This is a genomic window from Pseudomonas sp. C9D1 (assembly GCF_056491235.1).
The window spans coordinates 2,434,220-2,449,934 of sequence record NZ_JBSZIE010000002.1 but is presented as its reverse complement, the minus strand read 5'-3'; the positions used below and the strand labels follow the sequence as shown (position 1 = coordinate 2,449,934).

16 protein-coding genes are annotated in these 15,715 nt (G+C 64.5%); 12 read left to right on the top strand and 4 right to left on the bottom strand.

Annotation, left to right across the window (positions count from 1 at the left end; genetic code table 11):
• Positions 1-136: 136 nt before the first annotated feature.
• Genes ACXI0U_RS19600 through rimI form a run of 3 tightly spaced genes read left to right on the top strand, consistent with a single transcriptional unit; the run spans position 137 to position 2,951 of the window.
• Positions 137-1,687, top strand: coding sequence for a 2-isopropylmalate synthase (locus tag ACXI0U_RS19600; protein ID WP_479550720.1), 1,551 nt, complete (start codon positions 137-139; stop codon positions 1,685-1,687).
• Entirely contained in the window at positions 1,684-2,502 is an 819-nt protein-coding gene (locus ACXI0U_RS19595) for an energy transducer TonB (RefSeq protein ID WP_184487347.1), read from the top strand. Before ACXI0U_RS19600 ends, ACXI0U_RS19595 begins: the two co-directional genes overlap by 4 nt.
• On the top strand, positions 2,499-2,951 hold the full coding sequence (gene rimI / locus ACXI0U_RS19590; protein WP_479550719.1) for a ribosomal protein S18-alanine N-acetyltransferase: 453 nt from the start codon (positions 2,499-2,501) through the stop codon (positions 2,949-2,951). Before ACXI0U_RS19595 ends, rimI begins: the two co-directional genes overlap by 4 nt.
• 32 nt (positions 2,952-2,983) lie before the next feature.
• Here the strand turns inward: rimI and ACXI0U_RS19585 are convergent, their stop codons facing one another.
• A complete protein-coding gene (locus ACXI0U_RS19585; protein WP_479550718.1) occupies positions 2,984-3,325 on the bottom strand; it encodes a hypothetical protein in 342 nt (113 codons plus the stop codon).
• Between the two features lie 159 nt (positions 3,326-3,484).
• Here ACXI0U_RS19585 and ACXI0U_RS19580 point away from each other — a divergent pair, with 159 nt between their 5' ends.
• The 7 genes from ACXI0U_RS19580 (at position 3,485) to ACXI0U_RS19550 (ending at position 11,654) form a co-directional block, all read left to right on the top strand.
• The gene (locus tag ACXI0U_RS19580) at positions 3,485-4,831 is read left to right on the top strand and encodes a flavin monoamine oxidase family protein (RefSeq protein WP_423728785.1); all 1,347 of its coding nucleotides are present in this window, start codon (positions 3,485-3,487) and stop codon (positions 4,829-4,831) included.
• Between the two features lie 86 nt (positions 4,832-4,917).
• Complete coding sequence (can, locus tag ACXI0U_RS19575; protein WP_021220405.1) at positions 4,918-5,562, top strand: carbonate dehydratase; 645 nt, start codon at positions 4,918-4,920, stop codon at positions 5,560-5,562.
• Positions 5,563-5,565: 3 nt separating this feature from the next.
• Positions 5,566-6,474: a DMT family transporter gene (locus tag ACXI0U_RS19570; RefSeq protein WP_479550717.1), complete on the top strand. Its 909-nt coding sequence runs from the start codon at positions 5,566-5,568 to the stop codon at positions 6,472-6,474.
• 257 nt (positions 6,475-6,731) lie between these two features.
• Positions 6,732-7,901 carry an integrase core domain-containing protein gene (locus ACXI0U_RS19565; RefSeq protein ID WP_111264892.1) on the top strand — a complete coding sequence of 390 codons (1,170 nt, stop codon included), beginning with the start codon at positions 6,732-6,734 and terminating at the stop codon, positions 7,899-7,901.
• Positions 7,902-8,445: 544 nt separating this feature from the next.
• Positions 8,446-9,279, top strand: coding sequence for an AraC family transcriptional regulator (locus ACXI0U_RS19560; protein ID WP_479550716.1), 834 nt, complete (start codon positions 8,446-8,448; stop codon positions 9,277-9,279).
• Between the two features lie 480 nt (positions 9,280-9,759).
• The gene (locus tag ACXI0U_RS19555; RefSeq protein ID WP_479550715.1) at positions 9,760-11,151 is read left to right on the top strand and encodes an amino acid permease; all 1,392 of its coding nucleotides are present in this window, start codon (positions 9,760-9,762) and stop codon (positions 11,149-11,151) included.
• 125 nt (positions 11,152-11,276) lie between these two features.
• Entirely contained in the window at positions 11,277-11,654 is a 378-nt protein-coding gene (locus ACXI0U_RS19550) for a hypothetical protein (RefSeq protein WP_431482719.1), read from the top strand.
• Here ACXI0U_RS19550 and ACXI0U_RS19545 read toward each other — a convergent pair.
• Positions 11,630-11,968, bottom strand: a complete 339-nt coding sequence (locus ACXI0U_RS19545) for a hypothetical protein (protein ID WP_431482718.1) — start codon at positions 11,966-11,968, stop codon at positions 11,630-11,632. The genes ACXI0U_RS19550 and ACXI0U_RS19545 overlap by 25 nt on opposite strands.
• A 216-nt stretch (positions 11,969-12,184) precedes the next feature.
• Between ACXI0U_RS19545 and ACXI0U_RS19540 the strand changes: the two genes are divergently transcribed.
• A complete protein-coding gene (locus ACXI0U_RS19540) occupies positions 12,185-12,613 on the top strand; it encodes a hypothetical protein (protein ID WP_479550714.1) in 429 nt (142 codons plus the stop codon).
• A 53-nt stretch (positions 12,614-12,666) separates the two neighbouring features.
• Here ACXI0U_RS19540 and ACXI0U_RS19535 read toward each other — a convergent pair whose 3' ends face one another.
• Positions 12,667-13,092, bottom strand: coding sequence for a hypothetical protein (locus ACXI0U_RS19535; RefSeq protein WP_021220411.1), 426 nt, complete (start codon positions 13,090-13,092; stop codon positions 12,667-12,669).
• A gap of 91 nt (positions 13,093-13,183) precedes the next feature.
• Here ACXI0U_RS19535 and ACXI0U_RS19530 point away from each other — a divergent pair, with 91 nt between their 5' ends.
• Positions 13,184-13,567 (top strand): hypothetical protein, encoded by a 384-nt coding sequence (locus ACXI0U_RS19530; protein WP_479550713.1) that lies wholly within the window; start codon positions 13,184-13,186, stop codon positions 13,565-13,567.
• A gap of 315 nt (positions 13,568-13,882) precedes the next feature.
• On the opposite strand, the gene ACXI0U_RS19525 is transcribed toward ACXI0U_RS19530, so the two are convergent.
• Positions 13,883-15,661, bottom strand: a complete 1,779-nt coding sequence (locus tag ACXI0U_RS19525; protein WP_479550712.1) for an acyl-CoA dehydrogenase C-terminal domain-containing protein — start codon at positions 15,659-15,661, stop codon at positions 13,883-13,885.
• Positions 15,662-15,715: the final 54 nt, after the last annotated feature.

Below are 15,715 nucleotides of genomic sequence, written 5' to 3'. Positions count from 1 at the left end.
TCCGTGCGCCGCCCGTGCCTTCCCGCCTCGCGCGTTTCGCGCCACAATTCGTCATCCGTCGTCGCGGCCACAAGCCGCGGCGTCTTTAGCCAGCGCCCCGGCCGCACCCCCGGTGGGGACATGAGGAGTGACCACAATGAATAACAACGATCGCGTCATCATTTTCGACACCACCCTGCGCGACGGCGAGCAGAGCCCCGGCGCCTCCATGACCCGGGAAGAGAAACTGCGCATCGCCAAGGCCCTGGAGCGGTTGCGTGTCGACGTGATCGAGGCAGGGTTCGCCATCGCCAGCCCGGGGGACTTCGAGGCGGTCAAGGCCATCGCCGACAGCATCAAGGACAGCACCGTGTGCAGCCTGGCCCGCGCCGTGGAAGGTGATATCGAGCGCGCCGCCGAAGCCCTCAAGGGCGCCAACTCCGGGCGTATCCACACCTTCATCGCCACCAGCCCCATCCACATGCAGTACAAGCTGCGCATGCAGCCGGACCAGGTGGTGGAGCAGGCCGTGCACGCCGTGCGCCACGCACGCAACCTGTGCGCGGACGTCGAGTTCTCCTGCGAGGACGCCGGGCGTTCGGAAATCGATTTCCTCTGCCGCATCATCGAGGCCGCCATCGACGCCGGCGCCCGCACCATCAACATCCCCGACACCGTCGGCTACGCCATCCCGCACCAGTACGCCGAGACCATCCGCCAACTGCTGCAGCGCATCCCCAATGCCGACAAGGCGGTGTTCTCCGTGCACTGCCACAACGACCTGGGGCTGGCCGTGGCCAACTCCCTGGCGGCGGTGGCGGTGGGCGCGCGCCAGGTGGAATGCACCATCAACGGCCTGGGCGAGCGCGCCGGCAACGCCGCGCTGGAAGAGATCGTCATGGCGATCAAGACCCGGGCCGACATCCTCGGCGTGCACACCCGCATCGACACGCCGCACATCCTCGCCACCTCGCGCATGGTTTCCGGCATCACCGGCTTCCCGGTGCAGCCGAACAAGGCCATCGTCGGCGCCAACGCCTTCGCCCACGAGTCGGGCATCCACCAGGACGGCGTGCTCAAGCACCGCGAAACCTACGAGATCATGTCCGCGCAGTCCGTGGGCTGGCACACCAACAAGCTGTCCCTCGGCAAGCTCTCCGGGCGCAACGCGTTCCGTACCCGCCTGGAGGAGCTGGGCATCCAGCTGCCCGGCGAGGCCGAACTCAACGCCGCCTTCGCCCGCTTCAAGGTGCTGGCCGACAAGAAGCACGAAATCTTCGACGAAGACCTCCAGGCCATCGTCTCCGACAGCCTCGGCGAGGAAGCGCCGGAGCACTTCCGCCTGGCCCACCTGGAAGTCGTCTCGCGCACCGGCGAGGTGCCCCACGCGCGGCTGGTACTGAGCATCGGCGGTGTCGAGCGTGAGGCCAGTGCTGAAGGCTCCGGCCCGGTGGATGCGACCTTCAAGGCCATCGAAAGCCTCGCTGCTTCGGCCGCCAACCTGCAGCTGTATTCGGTCAACGCCATCACCCAGGGCACCGATTCCCAGGGTGAAGTGACGGTACGCCTGGAAAAAGCCGGACGAATCGTCAACGGCAACGGTGCGGATACCGATATAGTTGTCGCTTCCGCCAAGGCCTATCTCAACGCGCTGAACCTCATGCAGGCCGGCGTACGCAAAGCCCATCCACAGGTAGCTGACGTTTGATCCAAGAGCTCCGTCGCCGCGCTTATCTCGATGCCATGCAGGTCGCCACCTGGCTGCCGCGCACGGTATTGCCCTTCGCTGCGCCTTCGCGCCCCGAGCTGCTGGTGCAGCCCGAGGCCGCGCCGAAACCCGAACCGACGCGGGTGCCCACTCCCGCCGCTGCCGCGACCCAGGCCACCCCGGCCGCAGCCGAGGCGCCGGTGCAGGCACCCACGAGACCGAAGATCGAGGTACCGCGCCCCGGCACCACGCCGCGCGTAGCGGTGAACCCCGAGCCGACGGCGGAGCCCGCCAATGAAGCGACCCCGGAGCCGGTGAAAACCGCTCCGGTGGCGCCACCGCGTTTCTCCCTGCAATTGCTGCGTGCCGGCAGTTGCCTGTTACTGGTGGAACTGCCCACCGGCGAAGGCTTCCAGAGCCGCGACCCGGCCTACCTGCTGCTCAAGGATCTGCTGCGCGCCGCCGGCCTGCCGGATGCGCCACAGATGATCGGTGAGCCGGTGCGCTGGCCGCTGCTGGTGCGCGGCAACATGGACCAGGGGCCAGACGCTGCCCGTGATTTCCTCCAGGGCTTCGTCGCTGCACGCATGGAAGAGGGCGCCGGTTGCAGTTGCCTGTGGCTGGTGGGTTTGCCGGCGATCCGCTTTGCCGGGGAAGCCGACGCCGATGCCTACTGCCGCGAGCTCCAGGTCGAAGGCCTGGGCGCCGCCTGGGCTGTGCCAGGGTTGGAGCTATTGATGGACGAACCGCAACGCAAGGCCGAGCTGTGGCAGGCCATGCGCCGGGTGACGAGACGCTGGAAATCCGCTGAATGACCGATGCAGTTTCCTTCCGCCGGATGACCGAGGCGGATCTCGATGCCGTGCTCAAGATCGAATATGCCGCCTTCAGCCATCCCTGGACGCGCGGCATCTTTGCCGACGGCCTGAAGTCCTACGACTGCTGGATCATGTTCGAAGGCACCCAGCAGGTCGGCCACGGGGTGATCAACGTGATCATCGATGAGGCGCACCTGCTCAATATCACCGTAAAGCCGGAAAGCCAGGGGCGCGGGCTGGGCTTGCGTCTGCTGGAGCACCTGATGACGCGCGCGCTGGAGCTCAAGGCCGGCGAATGCTTCCTCGAAGTGCGTGCCAGCAACGAGTCGGCCTACCGGCTCTACGAGCGCTATGGCTTCAACGAGATCGGCCGGCGCCGGGGCTACTACCCGGCGGTGGGTGGCCGCGAGGATGCCCTGGTGATGGCCTGCACCCTGCTGGACTGAAAAATGCCTGCGCTCGACGACGTCCCTAGAAGCTAGCGGGCACGCCGGGCGTAGCGGGGCTGCTCTTCCTCGTGCAGCTCCTCTTCCTCGTCACCGGTAACGCTGAGGTCGAAATCCCGAGACAGCGTGCCGCTGGGGTTGCTGAGCGGCGTGTCGGTTTCATCCTCCAGCAGCTCTTCCGGCGACAGGTCGAAATCCTTCGGCGGGTGCGGTGTGCCGCCCCGGGTCAGGCCGGCCTCACGCAACTGACGCGGCGGGAACTCCTCCACCGGGCCGCTGCCGGCAGGCGCTTCGGTCAGCGACTTCTCCGGGGCCTTGGGATCGTGCTCCTCGTCCGTCGCGGGGTTGTTGCGGGTCGGGTCTGGCTGGCTCATGGCGTGGCCTCCACGCTGTGGCTATGGAGGGTGGACGGCCGCCACGCGGAAAGATTCCCCCCATTTGCCCCGATCCGTCGGCCAGTCTGGCATTTACGGCCATTTTCCGGCTTCTGGTACCGGCGTACCCTTTTGCCACCATCAGGCGAGGAGGGCGCCATGCAGCAAACGGACGTGATCGTGGTCGGGGCGGGTATCTCGGGGCTGACCGCCGCCTGGCGCCTCGCCTGTGCCGGCAAGCGCGTGCAGGTGCTGGAGGCCAACGAGCGGGTGGGGGGGCGCACCCTCAACCATGGGTTATCCACAGGCGATGTGGTGGAGCTGGGTGGCCAGTGGGTGGGCCCGACCCAGGACCGCATCCTCGGGCTGCTGGGCGAGCTGAATCTCTCCACCTTCCCGCTATGGAACCAGGGCGACAACCTGACCTTCTTCGGCGGCCGGCTGAAGCCCTATCGCGGCACCATTCCGCGCTTCTCGCCGCTGGTGCTGCTGGATGTACTGCAGGCGCAGATGCGTTTCGAGCGCCTGTCACGGCAGATCCCCCTGGATGACCCGGCCCGCCACCCGCGTGCGGAAGAATGGGACTCGATGACCTTCGCCGAGTGGATCCGCCGCACCCTGAAGACTGCCCAGGGGCGCAAGGTGTTCGAGCTGATGAGCGGCGCCGTGTTCGCCGCCAGCCCCCACGACCTGTCCTTCCTTCATGTGCTGTTCTACGTGCAGGCCGGCAGTGGTTTCGACTGCATCCTTGGCGTCGAGAACGGCGCCCAGCAGGACCGTATCCAGGGCGGCTCGCAACGCATCTGCCTGGAGCTGGCGGCGCGCCTGGGCGATGCGGTGCGCCTCGGCCAGCCGGTGCGGGCGCTGCGCCAGGATGGGGAGGGCGTCGAGCTGTTCACCGATAGCGGGCGCTACCAGGCTGGGCGGGTGATCCTCGCCGTGCCGCCGACCCAGCTGTTGAGAATCACCCAGGCGCCGTTGCTGCCCGGCTGGCGAGACCAGATGCTGCAACGCCAGCCCCAGGGCGCCTCGATCAAATGCATGGCGCATTACCAGCGCCCCTTTTGGCGCGAGCGTGGGCTCTCCGGCCAGGCCACCAGCGAGGTCGGGCCGGTACGGCTGACCTTCGATAACAGCCTGCCCGGCTCAGCAGGTGGTGTGTTGCTGGGCTTCATCGAGGGCGACGAGGCGCGGCACTGGTCCATGCGCAGCGAGGACGAGCGTCGCGCCGTGGTGCTCGAGTGCTTCGCTCGCTACTTCGGCCAGGAGGCATTGGCGCCCCTGGAGTATGTGGACAAGTGCTGGGCCGATGAGCCTTTTGCCCGGGGCTGCTACGCCGCCTGTTTCCCGCCGGGGCTATGGACCACGGGTGCGGCACGCCTGCGTGAGCCCCATGGGCGCTTGCACTTCGCCGGTACCGAAACCGCCACGCGCTGGATGGGCTATTTCGACGGCGCCGTGGAGGCGGCCGAGCGTGCGGTAGCGGAAGTGCTGGCGGCGGGCTGAGCCGCTGTGACGGCGCGCGGCGGGCGCTTGTCAAAGCCTGGCACCCTCCGTAAGGTGCGCCGGCCATAAGAATGAGGAGAAGACCGATGAGCGACCTGCAGCAGCTGTTCGACAACAACGCCCGCTGGGCCGAGAACATCAAGGAACGTGACCCTCAGTTCTTCGAGAAGCTGGCCAAGCAGCAGGTGCCCGAATACCTGTGGATCGGCTGCTCCGATGCCCGCGTGCCGGCCAACGAGATCGTCGGCATGCTGCCGGGCGACCTCTTCGTCCATCGCAACGTCGCCAACGTGGTGCTGCACACCGACCTCAACTGCCTGTCGGTGGTCCAGTACGCAGTGGACGTGCTCAAGGTGAAGCACATTCTCGTCACCGGCCACTATGGCTGTGGCGGCGTGCGCGCGGCCATGCAGGACGTGCAGTTCGGCCTGATCGACGGCTGGCTGCGCACCATCCGTGACCTCTACTACGACCAGCGCGAGCACCTGGCGCAGTTCACCAGCGAGGAAGAGCGCGTCGACCGCATGTGCGAGCTCAACGTCATGCAGCAGGTAGCCAACGTCAGCCACACCACCATCGTCCAGAACGCCTGGCACCGTGGGCAGGAGCTGTCCGTGCACGGCTGCATCTACGGCATCAAGGACGGCCGTTGGAAGAACCTCAACGTCACCGTTAGCGGCATCGAGCAGCTGCCGCCGCAATACCGCCTGCGCCCCTTGGGCCAGAGCTGACCGATGAGTGAAACACGCGCCCCGGCCCTGGCCTGGGCCGGCCTGTTGCTGGCCAGCGCCTGCTGGGCCGGCAACGCCCTGGTGGCGCGGGCCTTCCATGACGACATCCCGCCCATCGCCCTGACCTTCTGGCGCTGGAGCCTGGCCCTGGCCATTCTCCTGCCCTTCGTCGCCCGCCCCCTCTGGCAGCACCGCGCCGCCGTGCGTCGCGCCGGCTGGCGCCTGGTACTGGTGGCAGCGATGGGCATCAGCACCTACAGCGTGCTGCTGTACTGCGCCGCGCGCACCACGGTGGCGATCAACCTCACCCTGCTCAACACCTGCCTGCCGCTGGCCACCTTCATCGGTGCCGGCCTGTTGCTGGGCGAATGGCCCACTCGGCGCGCCTGGCTGGGCATGGCGGTGGCCATCCTCGGGCTGCTGGTGCTGATCGGCCGCGGCAGCCTGGCCTCGCTGGCCAGCCTGAGCTTCAACCCCGGCGACCTGATCATGCTGCTGGCGGTGCTCGACTGGGCGCTCTACACCCTGCTGCAACGGCGCTGGGCTGCCTGGTTCCAGGGCATCCCGCCGCTGGCCTTCCTCGGTGCGCTGGCGCTCTGCGGCGTGCCGCTGCTGCTGCCGTTCTACCTGCTGGAGCTGGCCAGTGGCGCCCACTTCGAGCCCAGCCTGCGCAACCTCGCCGCCATCGGCTACACCGGCACCTTCGCCTCGCTGATCGCCTACTTGCTGTGGAACCACGGCATCGCCGTGCTCGGCGTGGCCAAGGCCTCGTTGACCAACTACCTGATGCCGGTGTTCACCGCGATCCTCGGCTTCCTCATCCTCGGTGAAGCGTTGCAGGGCTATCACTGGATGGGCGGCGGCATGATCTTCGTCGGTCTGCTGCTCGGTACCCGCCAGCGGGCGAAGTAGGCTCGTAGGCGCCGCAGGGCGAACTCATTGGCTCTGTCTGCGTTAAGTGTTGCTAGAAGATTTGAACCCAGCTGATTGCCGAGCTCTGATGATGTTTCTGGTTTCGCCCCCCCCCCCCGGGCGAGTCCCTTTTTTCAATCGCCAAAAAAGGAACCAAAAACGCTTGCCGGTATGACTCACCCACATAGGTGACAAATCGGTTCAACCACATGGGTTACAGTTTTTAACCTAGCGGGGTTCCCTCAGGAGGGTGCCCCATGCCTTGGCGAGAGCTGAAACCTATGGACGAAAAAGTATTGTTCATCGCTGATTACCTCAGGCAGGTGAGCAGCTTCACTGGGCTTTGTGAGCATTTCGGCATTAGCCGCAAGACAGGCTACAAGTGGGTTGAGCGTTACAAGCAAGCCGGCATGCAAGGGCTTGCCGAGCAGAGCCGAAAGCGTCACGAGCAGGAGCGAACTCCTTATGTCATTCGCGAGTACATCCTCGACTTGCGACGGCGCTCGGAGGTTGAGCTAGGGCCCAAGAAAATCCAGGCGCTGGTTGAGCGACGTTACCCCGGGCAGAGTCCCTCCAGGACCACGATCTACACCATCCTCAAACTGGAGGGCCTTATCGCCCCCCGACGAGTTCGCCGCCGGGTACCGAGTTATCCAAAACCGCTGAAGACGACCCACGAGCCCAATGAGCTCTGGAGCGCAGATTACAAAGGCCAGTTTCTGACCCAGGACGGTAAGTGGTGCTACCCCCTGACGGTTATGGATCATGCCAGCCGATACCTCCTGGCCTGCGAGGGCATGGCAGGGACACGACTGGAGGAGACCAAGGCAGCCTTTGAGCGGCTGTTTCGTTGCCATGGACTGCCACTGCGCCTGCGGACCGACAACGGAACACCGTTTGCCAGTACGGGCAGAACTGGCCTGACCCAGCTATCGATCTGGTGGCTACGTCTGGGGATCATTCCGGAGCGCATAGCCCCGGGGCGGCCTGAGCAGAATGGGCGGCATGAGCGCATGCACCGGACCTTGAAACGAGCAGTCACCCAGCCTGTGGCGGCGCACATGGCAGAGCAACAGCAGCGCTTCGATGAGTTCATTCAGAACTACAACCAGCAGAGACCTCATGAGGCCCTGAAGCAGCAGACACCCAGCCAGTGCTACAAGGAGTCACCACGTACTTATCCAGAACAGTTGCCGGAGCTGACGTATCCGGGCCATGTCGAAGTCTATCGGGCAGATTGCAACGGCATCCTCAATCGAAGGGGACTACGTATCTACGTAGGGCACCTGCTCAAGCACGAACAGATTGGATTGGAGCAGATTGGTGAAGAACTCTGGGCCGTGCATTTCGGCCCGGTTGTGATTGGTCGCGTAGATGAGCAAGAGCAGAAGGAGGGTTATCTATCCTTGAAAGTGTCACCCATGTGACTGAACTCTTTTGTTACCCATGTGGTTGATCCATACATGCCCCGTCATCCGGCCCCGGCTTCGCCGGGGTTCCCTCACTCCATCGTCGTTACTCGCTACGCTCGCCCTTCGGGCCGCACTGCAGTGCGTTCGCCGCAAGCGTCGTCTGGGGGCCGGCGCGATGGGCCATCCATGGCCTGGCGCGCCTCTCGCGGCATCCATGCCGCTCGTCCCCCGGCGCAACGACTGCGTTCGGCCTCCTGGAGGGGCGTTGGCGGCTGCCCCACCTTTCTTCGTCCAGCGCATTGCCACGTGGTGCGCACAGGCTTTCGTAGGATGGCGTAGAGCGAAGCGAAACCCATGCGGTGGCGGTGGCACGACCCCTTGGGCGCCCGGAAAGGGCCGTGCTTGAGCGCTTGCATTAAAGCCACAACAGCTAACGCAGACAGAGCCAACTCATTCGCCAAGCAGCGCACAGCGTTGCCCTGGCGCCTTCGGCCTCGCCTTGTAAAAAGCGCAAAATCTGCAAAACCGCCGTCGCTACAGTGCGTTCCAAGGAGGCCGCATGAAGCCCGAGACCCTGAACCACTATGGCCAGCGCCTGGAACCCGTCCTGCACTGGCTGGCTCGCCACCCCGACGCCGACCCGGACCTGTACCGGCTGGCGGACCTGGCCTGCCTTTCGCCGTACCACTTCCATCGCGTCTACCGCGCCTTGATGGGGGAGACGGTGAACGCCACGGTGCAACGCATCCGCATGCACCGCGCGGCGGTGGCGCTGGGCAACCCCGAGGCTTCCTTGCGTGATGTGGCGCAGCGCGCCGGCTATGAGTCGGACGCGGCGTTCAACCGGGCATTCGGCACCGCCTTCGGCATCCCGCCGGGGCGCTATCGCGCAGCCCGCTCCCGACCCTTCGACCCCAAGGAGCTCGGCATGTACCCCATCAAGATCGAAACCCTACCCGACGTCACCCTGGCAGGCCTGGCCCATCTTGGCAGCTACCAGGAAATCGGCCCGCAGTTCGCCCGCGTCTTCATGCTCGCCGCCACCCGCGGCATCGCCCAGCCCGAGTCGGTCGGCTACGGCATCTACTTCGACGACCCCGCCCAGGTGCCCGAGCATGAGTTGCGCTCGATGGCTTGCGTCCCGGTGGCGCCCGATGCCGTGCTGGGCGACGAGCTGCTGCGCTTCGAAATCCCCGCTGGCCGCTGCGCCGTACTGACCTACACCGGCCCGTACAACGAGATGGAAAAGCCCTACAACTGGATGTTCTCGCAATGGCTGCCCGCCAGCGGCCACGAGCCGGCGAACTTCCCCATGTTCGAGATGTACATGAACGACCCCCGCACCACCCCGCCCGCGCAGCTGCAGACCTGCATCTGCATGCCGCTGAAGTAGGGCAACGGGATCCGGCGGGGCAGGGAAGCGCCTTCGCCGGACCCTGTGTCACGGACCCGTAGGATGGGTAGAGCTCTGCGAAACCCATCGAGCCCAGCACCAGACAGCCATGGGCTTATGTTTCCTGGCGAAACGGCCAGGAACCTGTAGCGTCGACTTCTTTCGCTCCAAGAACCGCCGTACCAGAACGACTCCGCCTGTCAGAAGGTCGCATCGAAGTTATTTCTCTCGCCCTGTATAGTTCGCGCGGCAGATTCAGCTGTTTTAATCGGGAAGCCGATTGTCGCATTGCCCCCTCGGTGCCCCCTCTATACAACAGCCAACCGTCCGTATCCGGCCGACAAAGCCTGCCTTGTCTTTGCTGCCGAACGGGCGATTTCTGCTTTTCGCTCCCGCGACCCGGGTAGCGGAAACAACAGTCAGCCCTGCCGGGTTACCCCTCGGCGGGTGCCAGCCCTTTTACAAAAATAAGAGGTTCACATGTCCAGCAGCGAACATGAACTGCAACGCGGCCTGGGTGAGCGGCACATCCGCCTCATGGCCCTCGGCGCCTGCATCGGCGTCGGCCTGTTCCTCGGCTCCGCCAAGGCCATTCAGATGGCCGGCCCCGCCATCATGCTCTCCTACATCATCGGTGGCCTCGCCATCCTCGTGATCATGCGCGCCCTCGGCGAGATGGCCGTGCACAACCCCGTGGCCGGCTCCTTCAGCCGCTACGCCCAGGATTACCTCGGCCCGCTGGCCGGCTTCCTCACCGGCTGGAACTACTGGTTCCTCTGGCTGGTGACCTGCGTCGCCGAGATCACCGCCGTCGCCATCTACATGCAGATCTGGTTCCCCGACGTGGACCGCTGGATCTGGGCCCTGCTGGCCCTGGCGAGCATGGGCACCATCAACCTGATCACCGTGCGCGCCTTCGGCGAGTTCGAGTTCTGGTTCGCCCTGATCAAGATCGTCACCATCATCGCCATGGTCGTCGCCGGCGCCGGGATGATCGTCTTCGGCATCGGCAATGGCGGCATCGCCACCGGCATCAGCAACCTGTGGAACCATGGCGGCTTCATGCCCAACGGCATCCAGGGCGTGCTCATGTCGCTGCAGATGGTCATGTTCGCCTACCTCGGCGTGGAGATGATCGGCCTCACCGCCGGCGAAGCCCGCAACCCGCAGAAGACCATCCCCAACGCCATCAACTCGGTGTTCTGGCGCATCCTGCTGTTCTATGTCGGCGCGCTGTTCGTGATCATGTCCATCTATCCCTGGAACGAGATCGGCACCCAGGGCAGCCCCTTCGTCATGACCTTCGAGCGCCTGGGCATCAAGACCGCCGCCGGCATCATCAACTTCGTGGTCATCACTGCGGCGCTGAGCTCCTGCAACGGCGGCATCTTCAGCACCGGGCGCATGCTCTACAGCCTCGCCCAGCACGGCCAGGCGCCCAAGCCCTTCGCCCGCACCTCGCGTAACGGCGTACCGCGCAACGCGCTGCTGCTGTCCATCGGCGCCCTGCTGCTCGGCGTGCTGCTGAACTACCTGGTGCCGGAGAAGGTGTTCGTCTGGGTCACCTCCATCGCCACCTTCGGCGCCATCTGGACCTGGGCCATGATCCTGCTCGCGCAGATGAAGTTCCGCCGCAGCCTGAGCCCGGCCGAACAGGGCAAGCTGCAGTTCAAGATGTGGCTGTTCCCCCTCAGCTCCTACCTCGCCTTGGCCTTCCTGGTGCTGGTGGTGGTGTTGATGGCCTTCTTCGAGGAAACCCGCATCGCCCTGTACATCGGGCCGGCGTTCCTGGTGCTGCTGACCGTGCTGTACAAGGTGTTCAAGCTCGGCGACCAGCCCGCCGCCTACCTGACCGGCAACGTCGCCTCCTGACGGCAACCCGACAGACACCCCGCCCTGGCGGGGTGTTTTTGTTTGGGGTGGTTGGGTGTAGAACACCCACGCGGTCAATCAAGCGGCGCCACGAAGCCGGGGGCAAACCAGGGGAGGGAGACCGAATGAGCAAATTGGGATGCAGCTGCGGGCATGTGATTGTGGATCAGACCGACTCGCTACCCTACAAGGCCGAATTGCTGCGCGCTGACCGTGAAGAGATGTTCTACGACCGGGTAGAAGCGCTGTTCGCCAGCATGAAAATTGCCATGACTGAGGGGCGGCTATCCGAGCTGTTACACGAGGCGTATGGCAGTGGGCTGCGAGTAACGGAAGACGGGTTCTTTATCGAAAAGCTGTCGAGCTTGACCTGCGAACTCTTCACAACGATGTACGAGTGTGAGGCGTGTGGCCGCCTGTGGGTTCAGCGACCGAATGACCCACATTTCATCTCGTACTCACCGGATGGTGGAAAGCCTCAGCGAATACTGTCTTCGGAGTAGTGGCTTGTGTGTTCGTTGTCTGTGTCAAAGAAGGCATCGATATAACTCTCTGGTTCGAGATCACTGCTCCGCAGCAATGAGAAAACCTCGACTCCGTTGGCTTGGATCTGCTCGAACAGCTCGAACGCCTGCGAGAGCCCGAGGAACTTCATGTCTTCAGTCGCATAGATTTCCGCTTCCTGCTCAGCCAGTTGGATGGCGTGATCCATGTCGTTGGCCTGCCACAGCGTTATGCGCTCTTCATAGAGGTGTTTGGCTTTCTGGTTTGGACGAGGCGCCCAACGAAAGATGCATCTGACGGAGTAGGAGTTCATTCAGGTGTTCGCCTTTTCAGGTGGGAGTGGTCGTGGCTTTGGTTCCGCTGCCCGATCCGAAACCAGAGTGTAGGGCTCGGGAAGCGGGCGTCGTCGAGATGCAAAATTTCCATCCACCGCTATCATCCGGCAAAGCTCCTGCTCGCGAACGCTTTAGCGGTTCTCCCCCCGCTCACGGCATACAATGCGCACCTTATCCACAGGACGGATCACTTCGTGGGCAATGGACTCCGCACCGCCAGCCGCGCACTGGCGGCCAGCCTGCTCTTCATCATCGGCACTCTGCTCCAGGGCCTCTGGGCCCTCGCGCCCTTCGCCAGCAACCCACCCTCGGACATGGGGCGCTACTCGCTGGCCGAGGAGCTGCTGGTGCATGCGCTGCTGCTCATCCCGTTCCTGCTGCTCGCCCGCTGGCTAGGCAAGCGCATTACTTACCGCCTGCTCAGAGTGGCCTTGGCCACCTTGCTGGCGATGCTTGCGTGGTACCTGGTGGACATCAGCGTCTTCGATAACCGGGTAGCGAGCTGGAGCACCTACACGAGCCTGGAGATGGCGATCGAGGTGCTGGTGTATGCGGTGTTGCCGGTGATGGTGGCGGGGGCGGGGTTTGGGACGGCTCTAGCGCTATCGAGACTGGGAAAGTGAATTGCTAATGGTTCCCGGAGGGCTCGCTTTAGCCTTCCGGGAACATGAGGCCACTAGAGTTCAGTGGTGCATGGCTTCCCGTAGTTCCAGGTCACCTTGTTCCCGTCCTTGGCCACGAAGGTGAACACTCGTTCCGAGGCACCTTCATAAGCGTTTTCGAATGGAATCACGACCTTGTCTTTCGAGACTTTGGGCTTTACGAACTGCCTTGTGACCGGATCACCCCCCACGTACCTCGTCCACAGCATCTCGTCTTCGCCATAGAGATCTATGTAGTCGTATGAGCCATCGGCCTCGACACATTTGAAGAGGACGGAGTTGCCTTTCTTATAGGCGCTGTCCACGTATGACTTCATATCAAAGTCGTCCGCGTGAGCGGTGGTTACCAGGAGCGCGAGTGCCAGCGTAGTTTTCTTCAAGATGCTTCCTTTCAGGTGGTTGTCGCTTCGGGCAAGCATGACAGGCTGCTTTGTGCTCATGCCAGTGGATCTCTTTCAGGCACCCGACACGGCCCCGACGACGCTAAGATCGTGCCCCTTGCTTGGACGCTTTCCGTACAGGACGTACCCCATGATCGACCTGCTGTTCTGGCCACTGCTCGTCACCCTGTTGTTCGCGCCGCCCTGGTTGCTCTGGCAGCGCGCCGAGCGGCTGGGCTGGTTGAGCCGCTACGCGCTGGCCTTGCTCCCGGTGGGCGTTACCTGGCTGGGATGGCAATGGGGCATCTGGGCCTTTGAGCACTTCGACTGCCAAGGCAACACCAAGGGGCTGCACGACTGCCTGTCGAACGGGCAGGACATGACCGCCTGGGTTGGGCGAGTGCTATTCCTGAGCGTACCGATGATGTTCATCGGCCTGCCGCTTTCGGGTTGGTTCCTGATCGACACGCTGATGCGCCACCTCGGCCACCTCGGCCACCTCGGCCACCTCGGCCATCTCGCCAATCGCGAATGAACATGCCCCCACGCCCCGGCACATCACCGCCCGTGGCGTAGGGTGGATGGCGCTCTTCCCATCCACCAAGGGGTGTTCGGCACGGCCTTGTAGGGTGGCGCCACCCCGTGGGAGCGAATTCATTCGCGATGCTTTTCCTGTCCACCATGGGCATCTGGCATGGCTCAGACGGTGGATCGATGAAGCGCGATCCACCCTACGACGGCCCCAACCCGCGTGGCGCTACCCTGCGGGCCGACCCAATTCCGGGCAAAAAAAAACCGGCAATCAAAAGGGGAGGGATTGCCGGCGTGCGCATACGGAGGAGAGGGTTGGCTATGCCGCGAACTCGTCCTCGTTGAACGCCATCAGGGATGCTTTGCCTGCCATCACCTCGGCCAGCAGGCCGTCGGTCTCGGTCAGGGTTCGGGTCATGTAGAAGTCGGCGGACTTCAGCTTGGCGCCGTAGAAGGTCTTCTCCTCGCTGCCGGCGTCCAGCTTGGCCTGGGCCACCTGAGCCATGCGGGCCCACAGCCAGGCCAGCGTGGTCAGCGCGAACAGCCGCAGGTAGGGCGTGGCCGCCGCGCCGGCCTGTTCCGGGTCCTTCATGCCTTCGGTGGCCAGCCACATGGTCGCCTGCTGCAACTGGCGCAACGCCTTGTCCACCTTGGCCACGTGGGCCGCCTCGGGGTTGGCCTTGAGCCACTTATCCACCAACTGGAAGAAACCACGCACCGCACGGCCGCCGCCCAGGGCCAGCTTGCGGCCCACCAGGTCCAGCGCCTGGATGCCGTTGGTGCCTTCGTAGATACGGGTGATGCGGCAATCCCGCACCAGTTGCTCGATGCCCCAGTCCTCGGTGAAGCCCGAGCCGCCCATCACCTGCAGGCCCTCGTTGGCGCAGGCGAAGCCCTCGTCGGTGAGGAAGGCCTTCACCACCGGCGTCAGCAGCTGCACCAGATCGTCCGCCTGCTGGCGCACCTCGGCGTCCGGGTGGTCGTGGGCGATGTCCTGATGCAGACCGGTGAAGTAGGCCAGCGCGCGGCTGCCCTCGATCATCACCTTCTGGCGCAGCAGCATGCGCCGCACGTCCGGGTGCACCAGGATCGGGTCGGCCGGCTTGTCCTGCGCCTTCGGCCCGCTCAGCGAGCGGCTCTGCAGGCGCTCGCGGGCGAAGCCCAGGCTGATCTGGTAGGCGTTCTCGGCAATGCCCAGGCCCTGCATGCCGACCATCAGACGTGCCGAGTTCATCATCGTGAACATGCAGCGCAGGCCCTTGTGGGGCTCGCCGATCAGCCAGCCCTTGGCGCCCTCGAAATTCATCACGCAGGTGGCCGAGCCCTTGATGCCCATCTTGTGCTCCAGCCCGCCGCAGAAGGCCGGATTGCGGCTGCCATCGGCGAGGAACTTGGGCACCAGGAACAGCGAAATCCCCTTCACCCCTGCCGGCGCATCAGGCAGACGGGCCAGCACCAGGTGGACGATGTTCTCCACCAGGTCGTGCTCGCCGCCAGTGATCCAGATCTTCGTGCCGCTCAGCGCGTAGCTGCCATCCGCCTGGGGTTCGGCGCGGGTGCGGATCAGTCCCAGGTCCGTGCCGCACTGCGGCTCGGTCAGGCACATGGTGCCGGTCCACTCACCGCTGATCAGCTTCGGCAGGTAGGCCTCCTGCTGCTCGCGGGTGCCGTGGGCGGTGAGGGCATTGATGGCGCCGTGGGTCAGGCCCGGGTACATGCCCAGCGACAGGTTCGCCGAGCACACCATCTCCTCCACCATCATGTTCAGCACATGGGGCAGGCCCTGGCCGCCGAACTCGGTGGGGCAGGCCAGCGCCGTCCAGCCGCCTTCGGCGAACTGGCGGTAGCCCTCGCGGAACCCGGCGGGCGTCTTCACCGCGCGGGTCGCCGGGTCGTAATGACAGCCTTCCTTGTCGCCCGAGCTGTTCAGCGGGGCCAGCACCCCCTCAGCCAGGCGCGCCGCCTCTTCGAGGATCGCGCTGCCCAGGTCAGCGCCGAATTCCCCTTGGGATGGCAAAGCCTGCAGGTGCGTATAGGCATCGAGTACTTCATCGAACACAAAGCGCATGTCGCGGAGCGGCGCGCGGTAGGCCGGCATGGTGGAGTCCTCTAAAGCTGTACATTGAGTGAATTTGTATAGTTTTTCTACTGC